The organism is Pseudomonas sp. NCIMB 10586 (assembly GCF_023127895.1).
Taxonomy (GTDB): domain Bacteria; phylum Pseudomonadota; class Gammaproteobacteria; order Pseudomonadales; family Pseudomonadaceae; genus Aquipseudomonas; species Aquipseudomonas synxantha_A.
On sequence record NZ_SPKQ01000045.1, the window covers coordinates 348208 to 371249 of the forward strand.

Genomic DNA, 23042 nt, shown 5'->3' on the forward strand with positions numbered 1-23042 from the left:
GCCGCTATGTCAGGCCAAGGCAAGTTCAAGAAACAGTTGTCACTGATGGACCTCACCTTTATCGGGCTGGGAGCCATCTTCGGTTCGGGTTGGTTATTCGCCGCCAGTCATGTGTCGGCCATCGCCGGCCCGGCGGGGATTTTTTCCTGGTTGCTGGGTGGGTTCGCCGTGCTGTTGCTGGGCATTGTCTATTGCGAACTCGGCGCCGCCCTGCCCCGCGCCGGTGGCGTAGTGCGTTACCCGGTGTACTCCCATGGCCCGTTGCTGGGCTACCTGATGGGCTTTATTACGCTGATCGCGTTTTCCAGCCTGGTGGCGATTGAAGTGGTTGCCTCGCGCCAATACGCCGCAGCGTGGTTTCCGGAGTTGACCAAGGCTGGTTCCAGCGACCCGACCACCCTGGGCTGGCTGGTGCAGTTCGCGCTGCTATGCCTGTTCTTTATCCTCAACTACCGCAGCGTCAAGACGTTCGCCATCGCCAATAACCTGGTGAGCGTGTTCAAGTTCATCGTGCCGTTGCTGGTGATCGGCGTGCTGTTCACCTTCTTCAAACCGGCGAACTTCCAGATGCATGGTTTTGCACCGTTCGGCCTCTCGGGCATTGAGATGGCGGTGTCGGCAGGCGGGGTGATCTTCGCTTACCTGGGGCTGACGCCGATCATTTCGGTGGCCAGCGAAGTCAAAAACCCGCAGCGCACCATTCCCATCGCGTTGATCCTCTCCGTACTGTTGTCGACTGCCATCTATGTGCTGCTGCAAACCGCGTTCCTCGGCGGTGTGCCCACCGAAATGCTCGCCAATGGCTGGGCCGGCATCAGCAAGGAGCTGGCCCTGCCGTATCGCGATATCGCTCTGGCGCTGGGTGTAGGTTGGCTGGCTTATCTGGTGGTGGCCGATGCGGTGATCTCCCCCAGCGGATGCGGGAATATCTACATGAATGCCACCCCGCGCGTGGTGTATGGCTGGGCGCAGACCGGCACCTTTTTCAAGATCTTCACGCGCATCGATGAAAAGTCCGGCATCCCGCGCCCGGCGCTGTGGCTGACCTTTGGCCTGTCGGTGTTCTGGACCCTGCCGTTCCCTTCCTGGGAAGCGCTGATCAACGTGGTATCCGCCGCGTTGATCCTGAGCTACGCCGTGGCCCCGGTGACCGTCGCCGCTCTGCGCCGCAATGCACCGGACATGGCGCGGCCGTTCCGGGTCAAGGGCATGGCGGTATTGGGCCCGCTGTCATTCATCATCGCCGCGCTGATCGTGTACTGGTCAGGCTGGAACACGGTGTCATGGCTGTTGGGCCTGCAAATCCTGATGTTTGTGGTGTACCTGCTGTGTGCACGCTGGGTACCGACCGCGCACCTCAATCTCAAGCAGCAAGTACGCTCCTCGGCCTGGTTGATCGGCTTCTACGCCGTGACCATTTTGCTCTCCAAGCTCGGCAGCTTTGGCGGTATCGGCGTGATCAGCCACCCGTTTGACACGCTGGTCGTAGCGGCCTGCGCCCTGGGCATCTACTACTGGGGCGCCGCCACCGGTGTGCCGGCCCACCTGGTGCGCCTGGAGACCGAAGACGATGAAAGCGAAGCGGTCACTGACAGCCACTACGACACTCCCCTCTCGGCGGCCACTCACTGATGGAACCTTCCATGAAGCGACTGCATGTAATCGATTCCCACACCGGTGGCGAACCCACGCGCCTGATCATGAACGGCTTCCCGGCCTTGGCAGGCACAACCGTCGCCGAGCAGCTTGAAGATCTGCGCACTCATCACGATCAATGGCGTCGCGCCTGCCTGCTGGAGCCACGGGGCAACGATGTGCTGGTCGGTGCACTGTACTGCGCGCCGGTCACGCCGGGCGCCACCTGTGGAGTGATTTTCTTCAACAATGCCGGCTACCTCGGCATGTGCGGCCACGGCACTATCGGCCTGGTCGCCTCCCTGCATTACCTCGGCCTTATCGCGCCAGGTGTCCACACCATCGACACCCCGGTAGGCCCGGTGGCAGCCACGCTGCACGAAGACGGTGGCGTAACCCTGCGCAACGTGCCCGCCTACCGCTCCCGCCAGCAGGTACCGGTGCAGGTGCCTGGGTATGGCGTGGTGCTGGGCGACATTGCCTGGGGCGGCAATTGGTTTTTTCTGGTGTCGGACCACGGCCAGGCCCTGCAGATGAGCAACGTTGACGTCTTGACCGACTACACCTGGGCGATGCTCAAGGCCCTTGAGGCCCAAGGTATTCACGGCGCAGACGGCGCGTTGATCGACCATGTCGAACTGTTCGCCGACGACGCCCACGCCGACAGCCGCAACTTCGTGATGTGCCCCGGCAAAGCCTATGACCGCTCCCCCTGCGGCACCGGCACCAGCGCCAAGCTCGCGTGCCTGGCCGCCGATGGAAAACTCGCTGCGGGGCAGACCTGGGTACAAGCCAGCATCACCGGCAGTCAGTTCCAGGGCCGCTATGAATGGGACGGCGAACGCGTGCGTCCCTTCATCACCGGCCGCGCGTACATGACTGCCGACAGCACCTTGCTGATCGACGAGCAGGACCCGTTTGCCTGGGGCATCTGAGCCTTTTATTTATTAACCTGAATGGAGTTAGCACCATGAGCGACAACATCTTCACCGGCTGCATGCCCGCCCTGATGACCCCCTGCACCGCCGAGCGCCAACCGGACTTTGACGCACTGGTCGCCAAAGGCCGCGAGCTGATTGATATCGGCATGAGTGCGGTGGTGTATTGCGGATCCATGGGCGATTGGCCGCTGCTCACCGAGGCTCAGCGTCAGGAAGGCGTGGCGCGTCTGGTCGCGGCCGGCGTGCCGACCATCGTCGGCACCGGCGCGGTGAACAGCCGTGAGGCGGTGGCCCACGCGGCCCATGCCGCCAAGGTCGGCGCCCATGGCTTGATGGTGATTCCCCGCGTGCTGTCCCGTGGGGCTTCGGTCACCGCGCAAAAGGCCCACTTCGCGGCGATCCTCAACGCTGCGCCCAACCTGCCGGCGGTGATCTACAACAGTCCCTACTACGGCTTCGCCACCCGCGCCGATCTGTTCTTCGAACTGCGCCGCGAGCACCCGAACCTGATCGGCTTCAAGGAGTTCGGCGGCGCTGCCGACCTGCGCTACGCCGCAGAAAACATCACCTCCCAGGACGATGACGTGACCCTGATGGTCGGTGTCGACACCCAGGTGGTGCACGGTTTCGTCAACTGCAACGCCACCGGCGCGATCACCGGCATCGGCAACGCGCTGCCACGGGAAGTCCTGCAACTGGTGGCCCTGAGCAAAAAAGCCGCCAAGGGCGATGCCAAGGCCCGTCGCCAGGCGCGCGAGCTGGAAGCCGCGCTGGCGGTGCTGTCGTCGTTCGACGAAGGCTGCGACCTGGTGCTGTATTACAAGCACCTGATGGTGCTCAACGGTGACCAGGAGTACGCCCTGCACTTCAACGAAACCGATGTGCTCAGCGCTGCCCAGCGCCGCTATGCCGAGCAGCAGTACGCGCTGTTCCGCCAGTGGTATGCCAACTGGTCGGCGGAACAGAACGTCGCTTGATTTTCTGTAGGAGCGAGCTTGCTCGCTCCTACAACACCCCTCTGTTTTTCAGGATGCCCAATGACTCTGACAGGCAAGATGCTGATTGGTCAGCAATCCCTTTGCGGCCATCGCGATGCGATCCGCGCTATCAACCCCGCCACCGACACGCCACTGGAACCCGCCTATGCCGGCGGCGATGGCGAGCAGGTCGAGCAGGCCTGCGCACTGGCATGGGCCGCGTTCGATACTTACCGCGAAACCACCTTGGCAGACCGCGCCGGGTTTCTTGAAACCATTGCCGATAACATCGAAGCCCTGGGCGATGAATTGATCGAACGCGCCAGCGCCGAAACCGGCCTGCCCCGCGCACGCATTCAAGGTGAACGCGGTCGTACCTGCGGGCAACTGCGCGCCTTTGCCCGCACTGTACGCCTGGGTGAATGGCTCGACGTACGAGTCGATACCGCGCAACCCCAGCGCCAACCGCTGCCCCGCGCCGACCTGCGCCAGCGACATATCGCCCTGGGCCCGGTCGCAGTGTTTGGGGCAAGCAACTTTCCCCTGGCCTTCTCCGTGGCGGGCGGCGATACCGCGTCGGCACTGGCAGCCGGTTGCCCGGTGGTGGTCAAGGCCCACAGCGCCCACCCCGGCACCAGCGAACTGGTGGGCCGCGCCGTTGCCCAGGCGGTCAAACAGTGTGGTTTGCCCGAAGGGGTATTTTCACTGCTCTATGGCGCGGGTAACGAGCTGGGTATCGCACTGGTGACCGACCCGCGCATCAAGGCCGTAGGCTTTACCGGTTCGCGCAGTGGTGGTGTCGCGCTGTGCCAGGCTGCCCAGGCACGCCCGGAGCCGATCCCGGTGTATGCGGAAATGAGTTCGATCAACCCTGTGTACCTGTTTCCTGCCGCGCTTGAAGCACGGGCCGAGGCATTGGCCGAAGGTTTCGTCGCGTCACTGACCCAAGGTGCCGGCCAGTTCTGCACCAACCCTGGCTTGGTAATCGCCGTGAAAGGCAGCGCCCTGGACCGATTTATCAAGGTCGCCAGTGATCTGCTTGCACGTTGCCCGGCGCAGACCATGCTCACCCCGGGCATTTTCAGCGCCTACGAAACCGGCGTGAGTGCATTGTCCCGGCACGCCCAAGTCGCCGCCAAGGGCCTGGCGGGAGCTGGGCCGAATCAAGGCCAGGTCCATCTGTTCGTAACTCAGGCCCAGGCATTCCTGAGCAACGAACACCTGCAGGCCGAGGTCTTCGGCGCCGCCTCGCTGGTGGTGGAATGCGGCGATGCCGAGCAAGTGCGACGGGTATCCGAACACCTGGAAGGTCAACTCACCGCGACCTTGCATATGGATGACCTGGATCTGCTACAGGCCCGCGCACTGCTGCCGGTACTGGAACGCAAGGCCGGGCGCCTGTTGGTCAACGGCTGGCCGACCGGCGTGGAAGTCTGCGATGCGATGGTGCATGGCGGGCCGTTCCCGGCGACCTCGGATGCGCGCAGCACCTCGGTGGGCACGGCGGCGATCCAAAGGTTCCTGCGGCCGGTGTGCTATCAGGATTTCCCGGATGCGCTGCTGCCCGCTGCGCTCGGGCACGACAACCCGCTAGGGCTGCGGCGCCTGCTTGACGGCCAGAGAGAGGCGTAGCCATGGCTCAGCCCAATCAAGCAGACATTGTGGTGGTCGGCGCCGGCATCATCGGCGTCGCCTGTGCCTTGCAGCTGGCGCGCCAGGGCCGCCAAGTGCTGGTGGTCGACACGCAGGCGCCGGGCATGGGCGCCTCCTACGGCAATGCCGGTCACCTGGCGACAGAGCAGGTATTTCCCATTGCTGACCTGTCGATCCTCAAGCGCTTGCCGGCCATGCTGCTGGACCCCATGGGCCCACTGCGCCTGGACTGGACCTACCTGCCCCGCGCCCTGCCCTGGTTTATTCGCCTATTGTTGAATCTGCGACCGGCAAGCTACCAGCGCACCGTGGCCGGCCTGCGTGCATTGAACGAAGGCAGCCTGGGTGCGTGGCAGCGCTTGCTGCACTCCATTGGGCAAGCGCATTTGTTGCGTGAAGACGGTTCACTGCTGGTGTTTGAGCGCGCCGAATCCCGCGCTGCCATCGATGCGTTGCAGCAGCGCATGACTCAGCAAGGCGTAGCGGTGAACTTCTGGAGCGGCGATGCGGTGCGCAAGGCCGCGCCACAACTGAGCGACGCGATACAAGGCGGATTGTTCTTCCCCACTACCGGGCACTTTCTCGACCCGTACACCGTGGTGGGCGAACTGGTGAACGCGGCCAAGGCCGAGGGTGTGCAATTTCTGAAGCAGCGCGTGTTGGATGGACGCCTGGAGGGCAACGGCGTTTCATTGATGACCGACCAAGGTGTACTGACAGCGCGCCAAGTACTCATCGCCTGCGGTGCGCACTCGGCCAAACTCACCGCCGCACTGACCGGCAAACAGGTGCCGCTGGACACCGAGCGCGGTTATCACCTGATGCTGCCCCACGAGCATCAGCGCCTGCCCTTTGCCGTCACCTCGCTGGAGCGCAAGTTCATCATGACCCCCATGTCCGGCGGTTTGCGCCTGGCCGGCACAGTCGAATTCGCCGGCCTCGACCGCCCGGCCAATATGCAACGGGCCTGGCAGCTGCATCGCTTGAGCAAAGGACTGTTTCGTCACGACCTCAGCGACCGTGGCGCCACGCCGTGGATGGGGTTTCGGCCGTCCCTGCCCGACTCGCTGCCGATCATCGACCGGGTGTGCGACGGCAAAGTACTGCTTGCGTTCGGGCACCAGCATTTGGGGCTGACACAGGCGGCGGTGACCGCCGAAAGGGTTGGGCAACTCGCGACGGGAGAGCGGGTGGCTGAGTTACGGCCCTATCGATTGGAGCGGTTCTAAGCCTTGTCGCTGCATGAGCGAGGCACTGTATAAGGCATCAGCGGTGTCTTGGATTTCATCGTGCATCCATAGCTTGTCCAGCCAACCGATAGGGATAGCGTGCACACCATAATATGCACCTGCCAATTGACCTACGATTGCGGCGGTGGTGTCAGCGTCATCCCCCAGATTTGCGGCAGCAAGCACAGCCTCAGCGAAACTGGCAGTGTGATCGAAGCACCAGAATGCGGCCTCCAGGGAAGCCACCGCGTAACCTGAGCCGACGATTTCGGTGTGCGTTTTATCGCGGTATTCGCCGCGTGCGATAGCCGTGACCTTTGGAGCTGACAAAGAGGTGTTTGAGAAGCTCAGCACTTCACCTTTCGAAACACCGCTCAGTGCGTTACCGATGGCTTCTGCCAGCAGTTGGCAACACTCGATGGCTTCCTGGGCAGCATGGGTTGTGCGTGAGCTTTGCGCAGTGAAACGGCGGATGTTCTCCAAGTCTGGGAAATAGAACAACACCACAGGCGCAAGGCGCATCATTGATCCATTACCGGCGGAATAGGGATTCGTTGAGCCCGAAAAACCGTCGCCAGTTTGCTGAAACATCGCCAACGCATCGCGAATCGTCATCCCGATATCGAAACACTCACCGGTAGAGCTCAGATACCCGCACTTCCACCAATTCAGATAACGTCCCATCTGGTCGTTCGCATCGAAGCCGCCCTTGTGCAACAAGCTTTCGGCCAGACACAGCGCCATGGACGTGTCGTCCGTCCATTGGCCAGGCTTGAGATTGAACGGCCCGCCTCCAAGCATATCTGTGACGGGAGAAAAGCTGCCGCGGGGCATGAATTCAACCGTGGTTCCTACTGCGTCGCCGCACGCCAGCCCAAGCAAGCTGCCGCGATAACGATCCATAAGCGTTATGACCATTTACATTCCTTCAGAAGGCGCTTCAACTCCTGCCACGTTACCTGACCAACCGCTTCTCCTTGGAGGGGCGATATCCGAAATACGCGCTGTAGCACTTGCTGAAATGGCTCGGCGAGACAAACCCGCAAGCCACCAGCACATCCACCTGTGACAGCTCCGTATGCTGCAACAGGCGCCGCGCTTCGGTCACACGCAGTTCCATGTAGTAGCGTTGTGGCGTAGTTCCCAGTTGCTCCTTGAACAGGCGCTCCAGTTGGCGGCGGGAGCGACCGGCATAGACGGCGAGTTGGTCGAGTTCCAGGGGTTCTTCGAGGTTGGCGTCCATCAACTTCACCACTTCACGCAGCGGTGCGCTGACACAGACGTTTTCGGTGGGTTTGATACGGCGATAGCGCGACTCTTCGAACGCCAGGATATCTTCGATACCTTCGACCAATGCTTTGCCATGCAGGCTCTTGATCCAGTCCAGCGCCATGTGGAAAGCACCGGAGGGGCTGGACGCAGTGAGGCGATCACGGTCGATCACATAGGGCTCGCTGGTGACCTGGGCGCCTTTGGATACTTCCGCCAGCGCCGGACGGTGCTCGGGGTGAATGGCGCAGCAATAGCCCTGCAACAGGCCGGCGCGACCGAGAAACCACGAACCGTTCCACAAACCCGCCAGGCTGACACCCGCCTCGGCCGCGCTGCGCAACAGCTGGATAAAGGGTTCGCAGGCCTTGAGTTCGGTGCGAAAGCCCCCGCAAATGACCAGCAGGTCCAAGTCCGGCAAGACCGCAGGTTCCAGGCTGGCATCGGGGCGGATGACCAGGCCCAGGTCACTGATGACTTCGCCTTCACCCCAACCGAAGGTGCGCGAAGCAAATAGCTCGGGGCGCAACAGATTGGCGGTCACCAGCGTGTCCAGGGTCTGGGTGAAAGCGGGCAGAGAGAAGTGTTCAAGTAGCAGGAAACCGACGCGGGTCACCAACGCTGCTTGCCGGGAGGGATCGTTGAGGTAGCGCAGGTTCTTGCCTTGCATGCCACCGCTGAACTGGCGTCTTTCCATCGAGGGTGGACCCACTCTTATTGTTGATGCAGTGGGCGCTATCTTAGGGGCAAATGCGGTGGCTGTCTCAGGGGCGGCGCTGATCTTTATAAAAACTGTTGGCTTGAAAAGCCCCGGCGCAGGCGCTAACGGGCAATCTGATACGGTTTTTTCTTTTCTATCTGCGCCTGTATTGAAAACCGCTCCAGGCGGACAATAGCCCCATCCCGACATTCCTGTCGTCCCCCCTTCCCTTCGGAGGCCTTATGACCAAGATGGCAATTTTCCTGTTCGGCTTTTTGGTGCTGACCATTGGTATCGGGATGCTGGCGACTATTTCGCCGGTGTAGACGCATTTCAATTCAGGAGCGCGTTTCACAAAGCTTTCACAGACGTGCGCCTATTGTGCCTACAGCTCCTGAAAACATCCCCTTTAGCCCGCCCCCCATCGCGGGCTTTTCTTTGTCTGTAATTTCCCTTGTGCACCGGTATGACTACCCTGTCGTAAACGCTTAAGCTTTTTACCCCACACAGAGTGCACGCTTTTGATAGACGACCTCGACGGCCCCAGGACAGCGCAACAGGAACTGTTCTACGACCTTGAAGACGCCAGCGCGGTTATCGGCTGGTCGGTGGTGCAACTGACGGCATTGGCAGCTGGCGGCGCATCCAATAACGTAGCGACGTTAACGAAAGTCTGCGCGCTACTCACAGCTCAGCAGCAAAGGCTTGAAGCCTACGCAAGTGAAGTCAAGGCCCAGAGAATCAATAGATCCGAGGCCAGTGGCTGACGCCGAGCCTCGGAGCATCGAACTAAAACCGGCGCGAATGGCTGGCCCGGATTTATGCTCAATCAGCGGTTTTGAGCGGAAGGCTGCTGATTACCACCTTGTTGTTTTTTTACACGCTTGCGTGACCTGAGCTCGTATTGATGGTGAATAAACCAGGCAATCAACAGCACGCCCGTCACGGCGAAAACCAGGGTCAACAGCTCTATTGCGGTGCCTTCGTGTGAAAACATTTTTTCGTCCCTCATCCTGAAGTCGTTTGACCGAAAAAAGCCAAACCGAAATTATTTGTAATAATTCAAACATTTTCAGGGTAGTTGGCAAACACACACGTGACAACCCCAACCGAGCTGGAACCGTTGATCTAGACCTGTCACTCGTCGAAAACCGGCCATTTTCCCGAACGTCACCGGCTTTAGGTCTCGGTTACTGACTAGTCCCGGAAGCGTCCTGCTCGACCACCATATCCAGTACGTAGACCTTCGAAGGCGCGTCTGCGGGCGGATTCTTCCATTCGTATTGCTTGACCCGCAGTACAGTGCGCACGCCGTCATGATGCTCGAAGCCTTCGATAGACTGATACAGCGGATGCCACGCATCCTGGGTCGCAAGTTGCAGGCCGGCGTCGTCATAGCGTCGCTCGCGCACTTGAAGGCACTGATAGTCAGGAATCATCGGGTGACTGCACTTGACGGTCTTGGCGGCCACCTCCAGGAATTTGACCTCACCCTTGCTCCCGTAACGCGTCTGCGGCGTAGCCTCGCCCTGCAGCTTGAGCACCGAGCCGTTGGCGGTAGTCAGTTGCAGCATCGGCGCCGTGTTGTCGCCGGTGATGACGGCGCGCAGGTCGCCCTTGAACAGTCGAGCGACCTCTGCGTCAAGGTCCATCAGGCTCTTGTCGCAAGCCATAAGCGTTGAAGCCAGTGACTGCACTTTCAACACCCCATCCTGATACTGATAGCCGCCGAACTGGCCGTTGCAGCCACCGCTGATATTCAGATTCTTGTCACCGAAGGAAACGCGCAGCTTGCGCTCGATGCCTTTGTTCAGAGCGACGAGTGGTTTACCCGAAGCATCATTGGCCGAAACCAGGTTCCAGTAATAGGCAGGTAAAGCTGGCTGGGCTACAGCAGCCGAGGTAGTCGTGAGCATGGAGGGCGAGTCCTCATGGCTTTTGGAGGTGGAGGTACAGCCCTGGATCAGTACAGCGCAAACGGCTGCAAGAAGAATGTTCTGTTTCATGGTTGTCTCGGTCAGCTTTGATAAGTACGGACATAGTCCTGCGCTTGCCACCATACGCACTGAATAAGGGCGCTGGAAGCGCTGCCAAATCACAGGCAATAAAAATCCGTGGCCTCATTGCGCCGACTCACAGGCCTTCAACGGCTCCTTGGGGTGCAATGCACAGATGTCAAAACCGTCACGCCGGGTATAGCCCGCACGCTTCATACATACAAATCGCTGGGCCATCTCTTGGAAGCTGGCCTTGGGATCAACGCCGGAGCCATTCTTTTCACCACACGCCAACATGGACGCAACAACATCCTGGTGACTGGCGCCGGGTTTCTCCCACAACTCGGCATCGGCTGATTACTGCTGCCTGCAACCGACACAAGGGCGAGCACATAGGGCTATTTTTTGGACGCCCCCGTATTTCTCCAGGAAAATTAGGTCCTTGCGTTCTCATAATTTGGCGGTGGCTTCCGTAGGCCAACCGTGTGGCGGGCCTATTCGATGTCTACCGGGCATCTAGATCGATAGGGGCGAAAGCGACAGGCAGTTGCACCTTCACAGCGTCCCGTTGTGCCAGGGGGAGCAACATGGCCATGCTCTGATCGAAAGCGTCCAGTATGCGCGGCATAGCGGTCAACGGTTGGTCCAAGGGCTCAAAAAAATTATCCCAATGGATCGGGATCACGATTTTAGCGCCCGTCTGGACAACCGTCTCTTGCCAATATTGAGCGACAAACTCCGGGGTTTGTTTACCTAAAGTTCCGATGCCGAGAAACACCACATCTGCCCTGACATCCTTGAACTTGCCTGGACTGTAATTACCACTGGCGATCACCAGAAGACGGCGGCTGCCATGAGTGATCAGGTATGAGAAGTTTTCGCCAACTTTGAAATCCCCCTCCGGGACAGGGGTGTGCAGCGGATGATCTATGAAGCCTGGGGAGGTGGGATGTGGTGAATGCGGGGTCTCGAAGGCTTTGATTTGAAATTGACCAAACAAAAAAGAATCTCCGTCTTTGATCACCTTGATACGCTCAGGAGGTAATCCGGCACCCAGAACGGCGTTGGCAGTCGATTTTGTACCCAATACGGTAGCGCCTGTTTTGAGAGCCACCAAGCCACTGTCCAGGACATGGTCGTAATGCGAGTGCGCGACGAATATCGCTGCAAGCTTGGAAATGCCAGCGCTGCGCAAACTCGCATCGATGCGCTGCTCATTAGGCTGTATAGGCGTCAGTAGCACCGAAAAAATACTGGGCCGTGAGAAAAAACCGTCCTCCATGATTGCTGTCTCCCCATCATCGAAGCTCAATGTGCCAGCCCCCAGAAAACGCACCGTCAAGTCCGGAGATCCTTGACCGCCTTGCGGTCTTAGCGAAGCAAAGGGTTGAACCGAGGGTGATGAAAATTTCCATGCCCCCCAGAGCGCCCCTGCCACCACTGCAATAACAAATGCACAGCCCAACATTTTTTTGCTACGACTCACGCTTCATCTCCCGATATTGAAATGGACAGGCATCGCTCGCCTGCATAGGCGGATCTAAATTTTTGTATCTAAGCCGCTAGGAAATAGTACGCCCGGCCTCAGCATCGTGGATGCAGCCAAAATATACATCACCAGTTCACACCAAAACCGGCTGTATATCTAGCACTGTCCAAGTTGCTATTATCGGACTTACCCGCGACTACCGCGTGTTCGTACTTCAAATTTAAGGAAGCCCATTCTGTGACGCTGTAGCGCAAACCTAGCTCAGAGTCATAAGCATAGTATGCTATATCACTGAGCGGCCTTCCCAGCTCACCCGATGTGAAAAATTCAAACTTTCTTCCGACTAGATATCGTTTGAAGTCCCAGCGGGCAGATGTGAAGTAAAACGTATTACTGCCACCGCCTGAGTACCCGAATCGCATACGATTTAGCAGTGCAACAACGGTAAGATTGCCTAATTGATCGTCCCAGAATTGGTAGCCGGGACCGGTGCCAATTTTTCGCCTAGTTTGTAGGTTTTCGATCTGGTCTTTTTTGTAACTCAAGCCGCCTTCCCAAAGCCATCTATCGGTGAGGAAACGAATCACAGAGTACTCGGCACTCCAGTTTGCCGTACTTGCAACCTCATCGTCGTCTTCGCGGACGTGAGCAATCGCGCTATGGCGCCAAGGGCCACTGACAAAACTTGTTTGTGCTGCCAGGTTAACATTATCCTTCTCTGTCTTAACCTTTTCAGCATGAAGCGCAAGGTCAATATTCCCCTTCCAGATTGCAGCCTTGAGGTTGGGTTGGGGTTTCATAATCTGATCGATATTATTAAGGTCGACGAAATTCAAACCAACGCCTACAGCAGGCTGCACATTACCTCGCGGACCGGCCCGAATCGATTCAACCGATCCTTGCAACTGGCCCACTTGCCTTACCATGAGCGGCTGCTTGCTTTCCAAAGTCTGAATCTGATCCTTACTGATCGTTATATCGCCTCCGTAACTCGTACTTAGAACAAGATTTGCGCCCTCCATCAAAATAATGTCTCCGCTGATATGGTCACCATTTTTCAGCATTACATTGTCCGCAGATGCGCATGGTGAAAGAACGCTCACGCAGACATAGCACGACAACATCACCGCCGCTAATCGCATGACGAACCTACCGCGCTTGGGATACCTACCATATATTACAATTACCGTGCTTTACGTTACGAAGAACCGCCCTCCGTTCGCTCTGCAGCATGAAGTCAGCATCGCAATTTCAATGCCGTCGTTAGCCGCGAGATCTTAGTGTCTAAATAAAGCTATTTAGCCAGGGGGATATTTATTAAAAGCGCTCACTCTTTGCATCTCAAAGGCAAGCTTATCGGCAACGCGAACAATGCCTGTGCGTTCTTTGATTGCTGCCAAATTGGTGCCGGCGATGCACGATGAATAGTCATCATCTTATAAGGTATTCCATGTGGAAGCTGTACAGCGATTGGTGAAAACCCGATCTACACGGGCGCCATTAAAGCGCCAAACTCACGCCGCGATAAAATGAACTTTTTCACGTGTACTTTCCCACCTCCTGCATGAACGCCAAATTTAACCGACAGTTGGCATTCGCACTAACGCTAAAGGAAACAAGCTATTTTATCCATGGCTTGTTTCGCTTCAGGTATCGGGAAGATTGGCCATACGTGAATCATTCCTCGCCCTATATGCAACTGAACCTCACCTCCGAGTGCCAACGTTTTCTCAGAGAAATTGATTGCATCGTGGTGAGCAATGTCGCGCGTGCCAGCGAAAATAAGGATCGGAGGTAGATTTTCTGGATCTCCGTTAATCGGGCTTACGTAGTCGTGGTCCGTGCCGAGACCTCCCGCATACATCATGCCGGCCGCTCTTAAACCTCTCGCGCAGAGCATTGGATCTGACTTCTCCGTTCTTGATATCAACTCGTTACTCAAAGTGACATCCATCCATGGGCAGATCAATACTAGTTTTGTAGGTTGAATACATCCGATGTCCGTCAACGCGTAGCAGAGGGCAACTGCAAGGCCGCCGCCAGCTGAATCGCCCATTACATTCATTGCGTGACATCGAGCGTTAAAGCAAGCAAGCTTATATATAGACAACATGCGAAAAATAACGATTTTACATTTAGTCTCTGGTGCAAGAGGATAAAGCGGCACTATGATAATATAGCCATATCTTTCGACTAACGTTTGAAGGAAGCGCCAGTGCAAAAATGTGATAGGCCAAACGTAAGCACCACCATGAAGATAGAAAATATGTTTTGAGTTTGCTTGGTCATTTTTAGGGGCTAGCCTGTAGACTTCGATACCATCAACTATCTGGAGTTCGATAGAGATTTTTTTGTGCATTTTAATAGTTGGTCTTGCAGGACCCTGCTCTCGTGATTTTCGAAAACTCTTGAGCACTTTGTCCAAGGAGCCATAAACTGATTTTCGCCTGATCAACAAAAGATAGGCTATCAGTGCGCGACTTCTAAAACTAGGCTTTTGAGGATTAGTTAGCGAGCCCACAGTATCACCCAGTATAAATATAAAAGTTAAATAAGTAATCGTTCAGACCTGCGCTGATCAACGAGTCAGCATTGGCGAACGGTACATCGCGGAACACTGCCGCCCACTCTCCAATGCCTGCTATTACCGCTTTTCATCGCACTATAGTGAGTTGGCCATCAAGTGATTGGCCACCGCTCGATAGGCGGGCAAGGTAGTCGGATCGAAGTTCAAACTGCGAGCCAGGGGATGCGAGGCATAACGCACAATGACCATTTTCGCCTTGGGGTCGATATACATGCTTTGTCCGTGAAGCCCACGCGCCGAGTAGACGCCATGAGTGTCGTGGGACACCCACCACATGTCGCGATAACTCCAGTTTGGCAGTAGCTCATAGCCCGCCTTCGCGAAGTCTTGCTGGCTGGCGCCCCCGCGAATATCCGCGATCACGCTCTTGGGCACGATCTGCTGGCCGTTAAACTTGCCGCCCAGGCGCATCATCTCGCTGAAACGGGCCAAGTCGCGCAACGAGGTGTTGAAACCGCCACCGGTAAACGCGGTACCCACTTCATCGACGATCAAGTAGGCGTCCTGCTCGGCGCCCAGCTTGCTCCAGATGCGCTCTTGTAGATTGACCGCGATGGGTTTCCCCGTTGCGCGCTGGATCACCCAAGACAAAACGTCAGTATTGACCGTCTTGTAAGCAAAGGCCTGACCGTGCTCGCCCTCTTTGCGCAGTTTCATCAGGTATTCGGTCACCGTGGTAGCGCCGGCGTACCCCTCCGGCCGCGGCGTCATATGGGCGGCTCGCAAGTACTCCCAGATTTCCGCTTTGGGGTCGGCGTAGTCTTCCGAGTAGCGAACACCGACTGTCATATCCATTACCTGGCGTACCGTGGCATCGCCAAATGCACTGTCCTTCAACTCCAGAACGTAGTGGCTGACCTTCGCCTGTGGGTCGATACTACCTTCCTCGACCAGCATCGCCCCCAAGGTGCCGATAAAAGATTTGGTGACCGACATCGCAATGTGCTGGCCCTGATCAGTCAACGCGCCGAAGTAGCGTTCATAGACCACCTGCCCACGGTGCAGTACCAGGATCCCATCGGTGTAGTTGGCCTTCAATGACTGTTCCCAGGTCATAGTGCGGTCGCTGCCCAGTGGAGTGAAGACCAGGGCGTCGATGTCTTCGCGTTCGGCGCGAGGTAACGGGCTGGCTGCTCCCTTTCCACGCGCGACCTGCACGCTTGGCAACAGCTCGCGCAGATGCGAGAACGACCAGCGCGTCTGCGGGAACTGCAGGATGCTGCTGAACCCCACGACCTTTTCCGGCGCCGGCGGTGAACCTTGCATCCAGCCTATGACCTGTGGATCGCTGGCGTCGGCACTGAGGAACTGCGGCTGGACGTCAGCCTGAGCCTGGGAACATGACAGGGTCGCGCTGCCCAGCAAGGTTTGCAGAGCGTCTTTTTTCACTTGCATGTTTGTCTCCTTCGCACGCTTGATTACTCGGATTGCGTCGCAATCGGGTGGCCGGCAGGCCTTTTCCATTCACGGCAACCAATTAGGCCTAAGGCCGCAAGATCACCACGGAGCTCTGTACTCAATTGCAGATCGTGAATGCCTTTGAAGATCTTCGAGAAGGTCTCACTCTTTTTTAAAGTTGAGCCGGCCGTCATCGTTTCAGGACATCGAAACGCAAACGGACAGGCTGCCAACCAAGCGCAAACTCTGGCGAAGTTTCTGGGAGTGAGGTACAACCGTCCAATGCAAATATGAAGAGTGATTGATGCATTGAGCGACTTAATTGACTTGAAGCGAATTCGTCACCTGGTCTTGCTTGGAGAGGAACTACACTTCTCCCGGGCCGCAGAGCGAGCCCATCTTTCGCAGACGGCGTTCAGCCGTAGCATCCAGTCGCTGGAAAAAGACCTGAGGGTACGCCTGTTTGATCGGGACACCCGTTCAGTGACGCTGACATTCGCCGGTCACCAGCTCATTGCTCGGGCACGCGAGATGCTGGCGTGCGCCGACAAGCTGGTCGCGGAGGCCAGCGACATCGCCGGGGGGCAGGGAGGTGAACTCAACTTCGGCGTCGGCATGATGACCGCCAACACCACCCTTCCCAACGTGCTGCTGGCCTTGCGCAAGAGTTCGCCCAAGCTGGTGGTGACCCCTGAGGTCAATTACTGGCATCACCTGGCCAACCAACTGGCACGGGAAGACATCGAGTTTGTCGTAGCGAGCGTGCGGGTCGAACAGGGGGTGGACCCACGCTTTGACGTTCGGAGTTTGCCGCCACAACCGGCCTCTATCTTCTGTCGCCATGAGCACCCACTGGCTCGACAGGTCGAGCCAGTGACGTATCAGCAGCTACTCGCCTACCCGTGGGCTGCCGTGACCACGGACGACGTGCACGCCCGGGCGCTGTTCGGAATGCCCTCGACGACACTGCTGCCGTGGACATTGGTGTGCAATGAGCTGAACTGCCTGCGTCAGGCCACGCTGACTAGCGACGCCCTACTGCTCACTTGGCAATCTTGGCTAGCGCCTGATCTGGGGAGTGGGGTGCTGATTGATCTAATCCAAAAAATCCAGCCCGCGATCCCCACACATCTGCGCTATATCCCGGAAACCATCGTGTTTCATGCCGGCCGCACGTTGTCACCCATCGCCAGAAAAACCATCGCACTGATCGTCGACGAGGCAGAAAGACGCCGACCTGTCGTAACTCAGCCAGCGGTCATCTCAGACTAACTTCAGACTACGGTCGAGTTCCATCTGAGCAAACGAAGCGCTGGCCTGCATGAGAACCGAACTTTCTCTCTTTCCCCTCCGTTGTATGCAGGGCTGGGGGGAGTTGGAGGCTGCTTTCGACATGGATCAATCTGCTGGAGCAAAAGGCCAACCACACCATCCCCTGGCATTGTTCTGCCCCCTCATTGCGATCAACAATGAGTAGGGTTGCGGAACACTTCTCAAATCACAGGCAATAAAAAACCCCGTAGACGTTAATCTACGGGGTTTCTAAGAGTGGAGGCCGAGGTCGGAATCGAACCGGCGTAGGCGGATTTGCAATCCACAATAATTTATCTATAAATCAACAACTTGAAACGATAAAAATTCCGCACCGCCGCTACTCTCAAGAGGCTGTAACGCAGGCAGGCCAAGCTTGCCGTTTTGAGTTGCGGAACTACTTTTGTGCGCCTCCTTGATCCCCCAATGCCCTAGAACGAGCCCTCAAGTACAGAACGATTTACCTAAAACATGGAGCCGCCCCTTTGGGCGCCCGCGTTCACCGGTTTTCAAGACCGCTATTTAAACACCAGCGAGCTGAGGCCTTGAGGGCTTACGGAGTTCCATTATTCAGCAGTAGTGACCAGGCTGGAGGCCCCATCCCACAAGGGGTGTTTTTTTGTTTCGGAACTGTTCCCCCTTCCCCGGTCTCCTGCCGACCAAATATGCCCCCCCCGTTGCAAACCTGCTGCTACTCTTTATGCTCCACAGAGGAACAGACATGCCGAACTCAGACCTACTCCCTTTCTTGCTGTCCAAAATCAACGAAAACCAACTCGCACTTGAAGCGGCCATCATGGAACTGACGACCTGGGTTGAGCAGCAAGGCGGCACCGAAATCGCCGACAACGTGCGCGGTGCACTGGACACCATCGACAGGAACGAAGAGTTCATCAAGCTAACCTTGGCCGTTCTCAATACCCCCTGATTGATCGTGCAGGTATCTACAGCCCGCGGCCCACAACCAGCAAACCTGGATGACGCGAAGACGCTTATTGAATCGCCATTTATTTCTACTTTAAAGCTGAGTTTACAGCTTTAAATAACGCAGAAAACCGCTTAACCGTATCTTCTGAAAAATTTTTATTTGGCGTCATGGCAATACTTGCGGCGACTGAGTAATGGTTGTATCCGCCAGAAGGTCTCATTTTTAGTTTGTTCTCATTTAGAAAGCGTTCGACACGCTGAACAATCCGATCCCCCGCAGGAATTTTTTTCTCATCAAGTAAAACCCCACCTAGCTCCTTTTGAAACACCATATTAAAATATTCCAGATAAACGTCAGGATCAATCAAATCCTCTAAATCTGAAGCAATAGTATTTACACCCAAGGCTTCACAGTTTCTAAATTGGGAAAAATTAAAAACTGATTTTTTTGATAGTAGTTTTTGGCTTATCATCAAATCCAACTTTTGCTCTGGATTCCCACTATAGTCATGAAGTACAGCAAAGCTAAGCCCGTTACTGCCAAGCAAAGAGACAAAGGTTGCTACATTATTTAGACCACCAACTGGAACAATTGTAATGGAGTCATTTAGACCTTTCTCTCCATTATCCTCTACAACCTTTGACATGGCTTGGAGAAGTGCCAACTCACTAACACCTTCAACGAGCAAGTTATGCTTTGCAATAAATAGATTTTGCGCAATATTCCATCCAAGTGCGGCCTGCAAAGGAAAAATAGTTCTTGCGTCAGATCCAGATAGATTTGATGATATAATAGTCCCCTCATCCCCTCTATCCTCTACCACACGTATCTGATGCAAGCGATCCGCATGGACCATGAATGGTGAGTGAGTAGTATATAAGACCTGGTGATCTTCAGCTAATTGATCAATATATTTCAAAAAATCTTTTTGCGCTAACGCATGAAGTGCCAGCGCTGGCTCATCAAGCAGTAATATCTGTTTTCTGCCCGAAGATTTCCCAACCAGATCCAGCTGATATTGGATACTGTCAAACCACACTAGAAAACTAAAGAACCAAATAAACCCTCTACTGCGCTGATCGAAGGAAGTAGAAACCCCTCTGTGTCTTTTATTTTTAATCCGCAAGTATAAATTAGGACCTTCATTGAACGGCGCCGAGTCTGAAGGATCAGGTCGAATATCAACTTCAACTTCGATATCCTCATTTTGCTTCCAAAACTCAAGAACTCGATCTGTTAGACTGATAGAAACTGATTCTATTTGTGATTTAAGCTGATCATATCCAGGACCATTAGAGAAATCATCCAGGTCTACTTCTGCCATCCTTAGCAAAGCTAGAATGGCTTGGTGCTTAGGCTCGATCTGTTTTTGATCACTTGGGGAGCCACCACTAACCGCCGTCTGTCGACGTTTAAGGTCATTTAGATTGAGCTTGCCTGGTAGCAGATCATAATCACTAAAATACAAAAACTGCGGAACTTTTTGGCTTAGGTGCACCCACACTTCTAATGCAGCTATATTATCCCAGCCACTATAATTTTTTTCTAAATCTATCTTAACTTTGAGCCTTTCAACTAGATTAACCTCACAGTCTGTCGGCAACGAGATCTTCTGGAGAAGCTCAAACACCTTCTTAATTGCGCTGGAGCTTTTAATAGCCTTTACTGCCTCCGGACTTAACCCTTCTTCCTCGCTGAGCTTTCTTAGAACTGGCGTCTCATCTACTTCTATTCCTATATTTATTTCACCATCATACATATGATAAACTTTGAATTCGAACCCTTTTGGAATTTCCGTCCCTATGCTTTGGTTAACGTCTTCAACTTCCTCATCTGATAGCATGTACGTAAGCACTACAGCTTGATCAGGATTTTTTTCATGGCGCTTACGATATGCTGCTAAGTCTTTACGAGGATAGTCCTCTTGCATAACAAATTTTTCGTTTTCTAACGCATCTCTAGCTTTATGTAATGCTTTAAGAAAAACAGTTTTCCCTGCCTCATTCATTCCAACTAGACCGGTTATACTGGGGTCGATCTCAACTTCCTGCGGGGTATTTATAGATCTGAATGGGCCAACTTTTGCACGTACTAATTTCATTAATAATCCCTCACCTAATAGTTGCGAAAACTTTATAGAAACTATATTCGCAAAAAATCCATATGCTATTAATAGTGACTTTACATGCCATGATGCCCAAAAAGCCATCACTGTTTTTAGTAATGAGAGAGGTTTTTAGCGTGAAGCTGATCCTCCGAGCCAGCGATTCCAATAGAAATCAGCAATTACTCACAAGCAACGGACCATAGCTGATCGAGCTTGGTTGTGTAGCTTCGGCTCATGAGCTCGCGACGCATACCCCAAGCAGGAGCAAATGGTGCGCTAGCGGATCGCAAGGTCCCTCTACCCCATCGTTCGTTGACTTGGTCCAGTACCGTCATCACCCGAGTTGCATCTTCAGGCTGCGATGTTACGAACAGATCATCGGTGTACTCACCAGGCTGACATAGGTTGAGCAACATCACCTCAGCCTTACTGTATTTGAAGCCAGTTCTAAATATGATGTTTAGCGCTCCTACTGCAGCCTGGGTGAGAAGTCGCACATCATTAGTGGGGTATGGCATGTCCACCACCACCCCATTGGCATATTTCGCCTCCTCCGGGTGGAACATGCCTGTACGTATACACACGCGCACCTTCCGGCATAGCGAGTTCTGGGCACGGAGTTTTTCCGAGGCTCGCATCATGTAGGTGGCCACCGCCTCTTTAATAGGCGGCAGTTCCGTCAATCGCTTGCCGAACATACGGCTGCAGCAGATCCCCTGCTTGGGAGGATCAGGCTCGTCCAACTCCAGGCAGGGCGTGCCAGCCAACTCCCTGGCCGTCTTTTCCATCACAATGCTGAACTTCTTGCGGAGCGTCCAGGGGTCAGCCTTAGCCAGGTCCATTGCGGACTTGATGCCCAAAGCACCGAGGTGGAGTTTCATCTTGCGACCAACACCCCACACTTCCGCCACGTCGGTATTTCGCAGCACCCAGTCGCGCTTAACCGGGTCCGTGATGTTGACCACGCCACCAGTCTGGGCCTGCAACCGTTTCGCTGTGTGGTTTGCCAGCTTGGCGAGGGTCTTTGTGTGAGCGATGCCAACACCAACTGGTATCCCCGTGCAGCGAAGTACTCTGGCACGAATCTCTCTACCCAAAGAATCCAATCCACCAATACCCGTCAGATCGGCGAACGCCTCATCGATGCTGTACACCTCGACCGCTGGCACCATCGCCTCGATCAGGCTCATCACCCGCTCACTCATGTCGCCGTAGAGCGCGTAGTTCGACGAGAACGAGACAATACCGAGCTGCTTGAGCTTGTGCTTTATCTGAAAATACGGCTCGCCCATTTTGATAAAGGGCTTGGCATCGTAGCTGCGGGCAATGACGCAGCCGTCATTGTTGCTCAGAACCACGATGGGTACCTTCGCCAGGTCTGGCCGGAATACTCGCTCACAGCTGGCGTAGAAGCTGTTGCAGTCGATTAGGGCGAAGGTCGGCTCTTGCTTAGACATGGCTGCGCACTGTGCTGGTGATCACGCCCCATATAGAAAGCTCGTCCCCCTCAAGGATGTACCGCGCCGGGTACTTGGGGTTTTCCGAAAGGAGGATCACCTCTTTACCACGCTTGCACAGGCGTTTGCAGATAGGCTCATTGTTCAGCAAGGCTACGACCACATGCCCGTGGGCCGGCTCGATGGCGCGATCCACCACGGCCAGATCGCCCTCAAAGATCCCCACCCCTTGCATGCTCTCGCCAGTAATCACTACCAGGTACACATGAGGCGCACGGATATTCAGGACCTCATCCAATGAGATGTGCTGCTCGATGTGATCAGCTGCCGGCGATGGAAAGCCAGCCGGAACCTGAAAGGAACACAGAGGAAGTTTTGCGCCGACTTCGGCGATGGGACCTAAAATGGTAAAGCTCATGGTGCGCCTTTCTACAAGTACTGTACGAATGTACAGTTAACTTTGTAGGCCGCTTGCGGTCAATTTTTCTGTGGGATATTTCGACAGGCGGAGGGGTGCGTATGTGCGGGAGATTCGTGCAGTACGAGGGGATGGCGATCTTTATCGAAGAGCTGAACCCACAGATAGAGCTATTCAGTGGGTATGACGTCGCGCCGATCGATCGCTACAACGTCGCTCCATCGACACGGGTGCAACTGCTGCACACCGTAAAGGATCGCCTGCATATCGATGCAGTCAAATGGGGATGGGCGCCGTTCTGGGCCAAGGGTAAACGCCCGGACCCGATCAACGCTCGCGTGGAGAAGGTCACCACGGGTAAGTTCTTCAAGCAACTGTGGCCGAATGGCCGAGCCGTGGTGCCGAGTGAAGGGTGGTATGAGTGGGTCAAAGACCCAGATGATCCGAAGAAAAAACAGCCTTACTTCATTCGCCTGAAAAGCCAGAACCCCATGTTTTTCGGAGCGCTCGCCCAAGTGAGCCTCGGCCTAGAGCCCCGCGAAGGCGACGGTTTCGTGATCATAACCGCCGCCAGTGACCAGGGGATGGTGGACATTCATGACCGCAAGCCTTTGGTACTGACACCTGAGCATGCCAGGGAGTGGCTGGATCCAAGTCTTGCGCCAGAGAGGGCCGAAGAAATAGCCAATGAATGCTGCCAACCCACTGAGGATTTTGAGTGGTATGCGGTTGGCAAAGAGGTGGGGAACGTGAAAAATCAGGGAGCTGAATTATTGCTTCCCTTATCTCCGGAAGATGATTAGGCCTGCCGGTGCTGTTCAAGCACTTGAGCGGTAGCCGGGAAGTCTACCCAAGTCGCGTGAGGTCAGGCCCACGGCCAGCCAAAGAGCTACAACTGCAAAAAAATCTAGAGAGGACATTTACGGCCTGATGCAGATGTTGGAAA

At 55.5% G+C, this 23042-nt stretch carries 20 protein-coding genes; 9 read left to right on the forward strand and 11 right to left on the reverse strand.

Annotation, left to right across the window (positions count from 1 at the left end; all coding sequences use genetic code 11):
- Positions 1-6: 6 nt before the first annotated feature.
- The 5 genes from E4P01_RS21505 to E4P01_RS21525 are packed head-to-tail and all read left to right on the forward strand — an operon-like array spanning position 7 to position 6435.
- Positions 7-1632, forward strand: a complete 1626-nt coding sequence (locus tag E4P01_RS21505; protein WP_005788090.1) for an APC family permease — start codon at positions 7-9, stop codon at positions 1630-1632.
- Between the two features lie 11 nt (positions 1633-1643).
- Complete coding sequence (locus E4P01_RS21510; RefSeq protein WP_216091434.1) at positions 1644-2570, forward strand: 4-hydroxyproline epimerase; 927 nt, start codon at positions 1644-1646, stop codon at positions 2568-2570.
- A gap of 35 nt (positions 2571-2605) precedes the next feature.
- Positions 2606-3553, forward strand: coding sequence for a dihydrodipicolinate synthase family protein (locus E4P01_RS21515; protein ID WP_032875598.1), 948 nt, complete (start codon positions 2606-2608; stop codon positions 3551-3553).
- Positions 3554-3613: 60 nt separating this feature from the next.
- Entirely contained in the window at positions 3614-5185 is a 1572-nt protein-coding gene (locus E4P01_RS21520) for an aldehyde dehydrogenase (NADP(+)) (protein ID WP_248130127.1), read from the forward strand.
- A 2-nt stretch (positions 5186-5187) separates the two neighbouring features.
- On the forward strand, positions 5188-6435 hold the full coding sequence (locus E4P01_RS21525) for an FAD-dependent oxidoreductase (protein ID WP_078821294.1): 1248 nt from the start codon (positions 5188-5190) through the stop codon (positions 6433-6435).
- On the opposite strand, the gene E4P01_RS21530 is transcribed toward E4P01_RS21525, so the two are convergent.
- Positions 6406-7353: an ADP-ribosylglycohydrolase family protein gene (locus tag E4P01_RS21530; RefSeq protein ID WP_078821293.1), complete on the reverse strand. Its 948-nt coding sequence runs from the start codon at positions 7351-7353 to the stop codon at positions 6406-6408. The two genes, E4P01_RS21525 and E4P01_RS21530, sit on opposite strands and share 30 nt — an antisense overlap.
- A 37-nt stretch (positions 7354-7390) precedes the next feature.
- Positions 7391-8374 carry a GlxA family transcriptional regulator gene (locus E4P01_RS21535; RefSeq protein WP_216092165.1) on the reverse strand — a complete coding sequence of 328 codons (984 nt, stop codon included), beginning with the start codon at positions 8372-8374 and terminating at the stop codon, positions 7391-7393.
- A gap of 551 nt (positions 8375-8925) precedes the next feature.
- On the opposite strand from E4P01_RS21535, the gene E4P01_RS21540 reads away from it, so the two are divergent.
- Positions 8926-9171 carry a hypothetical protein gene (locus E4P01_RS21540; RefSeq protein ID WP_032875609.1) on the forward strand — a complete coding sequence of 82 codons (246 nt, stop codon included), beginning with the start codon at positions 8926-8928 and terminating at the stop codon, positions 9169-9171.
- Between the two features lie 62 nt (positions 9172-9233).
- Here E4P01_RS21540 and E4P01_RS21545 read toward each other — a convergent pair whose 3' ends face one another.
- The 6 genes from E4P01_RS21545 to E4P01_RS21570 form a co-directional block, all read right to left on the reverse strand.
- On the reverse strand, positions 9234-9401 hold the full coding sequence (locus tag E4P01_RS21545; protein WP_216091436.1) for a hypothetical protein: 168 nt from the start codon (positions 9399-9401) through the stop codon (positions 9234-9236).
- Between the two features lie 193 nt (positions 9402-9594).
- On the reverse strand, positions 9595-10320 hold the full coding sequence (locus E4P01_RS21550; protein ID WP_248130128.1) for an META and DUF4377 domain-containing protein: 726 nt from the start codon (positions 10318-10320) through the stop codon (positions 9595-9597).
- A 586-nt stretch (positions 10321-10906) separates the two neighbouring features.
- Positions 10907-11887 (reverse strand): MBL fold metallo-hydrolase, encoded by a 981-nt coding sequence (locus E4P01_RS21555; RefSeq protein WP_216091438.1) that lies wholly within the window; start codon positions 11885-11887, stop codon positions 10907-10909.
- 128 nt (positions 11888-12015) lie between these two features.
- Positions 12016-12954 carry a DUF481 domain-containing protein gene (locus E4P01_RS21560; protein ID WP_248130129.1) on the reverse strand — a complete coding sequence of 313 codons (939 nt, stop codon included), beginning with the start codon at positions 12952-12954 and terminating at the stop codon, positions 12016-12018.
- A 542-nt stretch (positions 12955-13496) separates the two neighbouring features.
- Positions 13497-14249 (reverse strand): alpha/beta hydrolase, encoded by a 753-nt coding sequence (locus E4P01_RS21565; protein ID WP_005788065.1) that lies wholly within the window; start codon positions 14247-14249, stop codon positions 13497-13499.
- 303 nt (positions 14250-14552) lie between these two features.
- Positions 14553-15872, reverse strand: coding sequence for a serine hydrolase (locus tag E4P01_RS21570; RefSeq protein ID WP_216091440.1), 1320 nt, complete (start codon positions 15870-15872; stop codon positions 14553-14555).
- A gap of 312 nt (positions 15873-16184) precedes the next feature.
- On the opposite strand from E4P01_RS21570, the gene E4P01_RS21575 reads away from it, so the two are divergent.
- Complete coding sequence (locus E4P01_RS21575; protein WP_005788061.1) at positions 16185-17147, forward strand: LysR family transcriptional regulator; 963 nt, start codon at positions 16185-16187, stop codon at positions 17145-17147.
- Positions 17148-17907: 760 nt separating this feature from the next.
- Entirely contained in the window at positions 17908-18114 is a 207-nt protein-coding gene (locus tag E4P01_RS21580; RefSeq protein WP_216091441.1) for a hypothetical protein, read from the forward strand.
- A gap of 85 nt (positions 18115-18199) precedes the next feature.
- Here E4P01_RS21580 and E4P01_RS21585 read toward each other — a convergent pair whose 3' ends face one another.
- The 3 genes from E4P01_RS21585 to E4P01_RS21595 form a co-directional block, all read right to left on the reverse strand.
- A complete protein-coding gene (locus E4P01_RS21585) occupies positions 18200-20215 on the reverse strand; it encodes an AAA family ATPase (protein WP_216091442.1) in 2016 nt (671 codons plus the stop codon).
- Between the two features lie 185 nt (positions 20216-20400).
- Entirely contained in the window at positions 20401-21678 is a 1278-nt protein-coding gene (umuC, locus tag E4P01_RS21590; RefSeq protein ID WP_216091443.1) for a translesion error-prone DNA polymerase V subunit UmuC, read from the reverse strand.
- A complete protein-coding gene (locus tag E4P01_RS21595) occupies positions 21671-22096 on the reverse strand; it encodes a S24 family peptidase (RefSeq protein WP_216091444.1) in 426 nt (141 codons plus the stop codon). The genes umuC and E4P01_RS21595 overlap by 8 nt, the downstream gene beginning before the upstream one ends.
- A 101-nt stretch (positions 22097-22197) precedes the next feature.
- Here E4P01_RS21595 and E4P01_RS21600 point away from each other — a divergent pair, with 101 nt between their 5' ends.
- Complete coding sequence (locus E4P01_RS21600) at positions 22198-22899, forward strand: SOS response-associated peptidase family protein (RefSeq protein WP_216091445.1); 702 nt, start codon at positions 22198-22200, stop codon at positions 22897-22899.
- The last annotated feature ends 143 nt before the right edge of the window (positions 22900-23042 follow it).

Excerpts from the sequence above, each read along its gene's own strand:
- E4P01_RS21505 (WP_005788090.1), top strand. The coding sequence starts at position 7 with ATGTCAGGCCAAGGCAAGTTCAAGAAACAGTTGTCACTGATGGACCTC.
- E4P01_RS21510 (WP_216091434.1), top strand. The coding sequence starts at position 1,644 with ATGAAGCGACTGCATGTAATCGATTCCCACACCGGTGGCGAACCCACG.
- E4P01_RS21515 (WP_032875598.1), top strand. The coding sequence starts at position 2,606 with ATGAGCGACAACATCTTCACCGGCTGCATGCCCGCCCTGATGACCCCC.
- E4P01_RS21520 (WP_248130127.1), top strand. The coding sequence starts at position 3,614 with ATGACTCTGACAGGCAAGATGCTGATTGGTCAGCAATCCCTTTGCGGC.
- E4P01_RS21525 (WP_078821294.1), top strand. The coding sequence starts at position 5,188 with ATGGCTCAGCCCAATCAAGCAGACATTGTGGTGGTCGGCGCCGGCATC.
- E4P01_RS21530 (WP_078821293.1), bottom strand. The coding sequence starts at position 7,353 with ATGGTCATAACGCTTATGGATCGTTATCGCGGCAGCTTGCTTGGGCTG.
- E4P01_RS21535 (WP_216092165.1), bottom strand. The coding sequence starts at position 8,374 with ATGCAAGGCAAGAACCTGCGCTACCTCAACGATCCCTCCCGGCAAGCA.
- E4P01_RS21545 (WP_216091436.1), bottom strand. The coding sequence starts at position 9,401 with ATGTTTTCACACGAAGGCACCGCAATAGAGCTGTTGACCCTGGTTTTC.
- E4P01_RS21550 (WP_248130128.1), bottom strand. The coding sequence starts at position 10,320 with ATGCTCACGACTACCTCGGCTGCTGTAGCCCAGCCAGCTTTACCTGCC.
- E4P01_RS21560 (WP_248130129.1), bottom strand. The coding sequence starts at position 12,954 with ATGCTGAAAAATGGTGACCATATCAGCGGAGACATTATTTTGATGGAG.
- E4P01_RS21565 (WP_005788065.1), bottom strand. The coding sequence starts at position 14,249 with ATGCACAAAAAAATCTCTATCGAACTCCAGATAGTTGATGGTATCGAA.
- E4P01_RS21570 (WP_216091440.1), bottom strand. The coding sequence starts at position 15,872 with ATGCAAGTGAAAAAAGACGCTCTGCAAACCTTGCTGGGCAGCGCGACC.
- E4P01_RS21580 (WP_216091441.1), top strand. The coding sequence starts at position 17,908 with ATGCCGAACTCAGACCTACTCCCTTTCTTGCTGTCCAAAATCAACGAA.
- E4P01_RS21585 (WP_216091442.1), bottom strand. The coding sequence starts at position 20,215 with ATGAAATTAGTACGTGCAAAAGTTGGCCCATTCAGATCTATAAATACC.
- umuC (WP_216091443.1), bottom strand. The coding sequence starts at position 21,678 with ATGTCTAAGCAAGAGCCGACCTTCGCCCTAATCGACTGCAACAGCTTC.
- E4P01_RS21595 (WP_216091444.1), bottom strand. The coding sequence starts at position 22,096 with ATGAGCTTTACCATTTTAGGTCCCATCGCCGAAGTCGGCGCAAAACTT.
- E4P01_RS21600 (WP_216091445.1), top strand. The coding sequence starts at position 22,198 with ATGTGCGGGAGATTCGTGCAGTACGAGGGGATGGCGATCTTTATCGAA.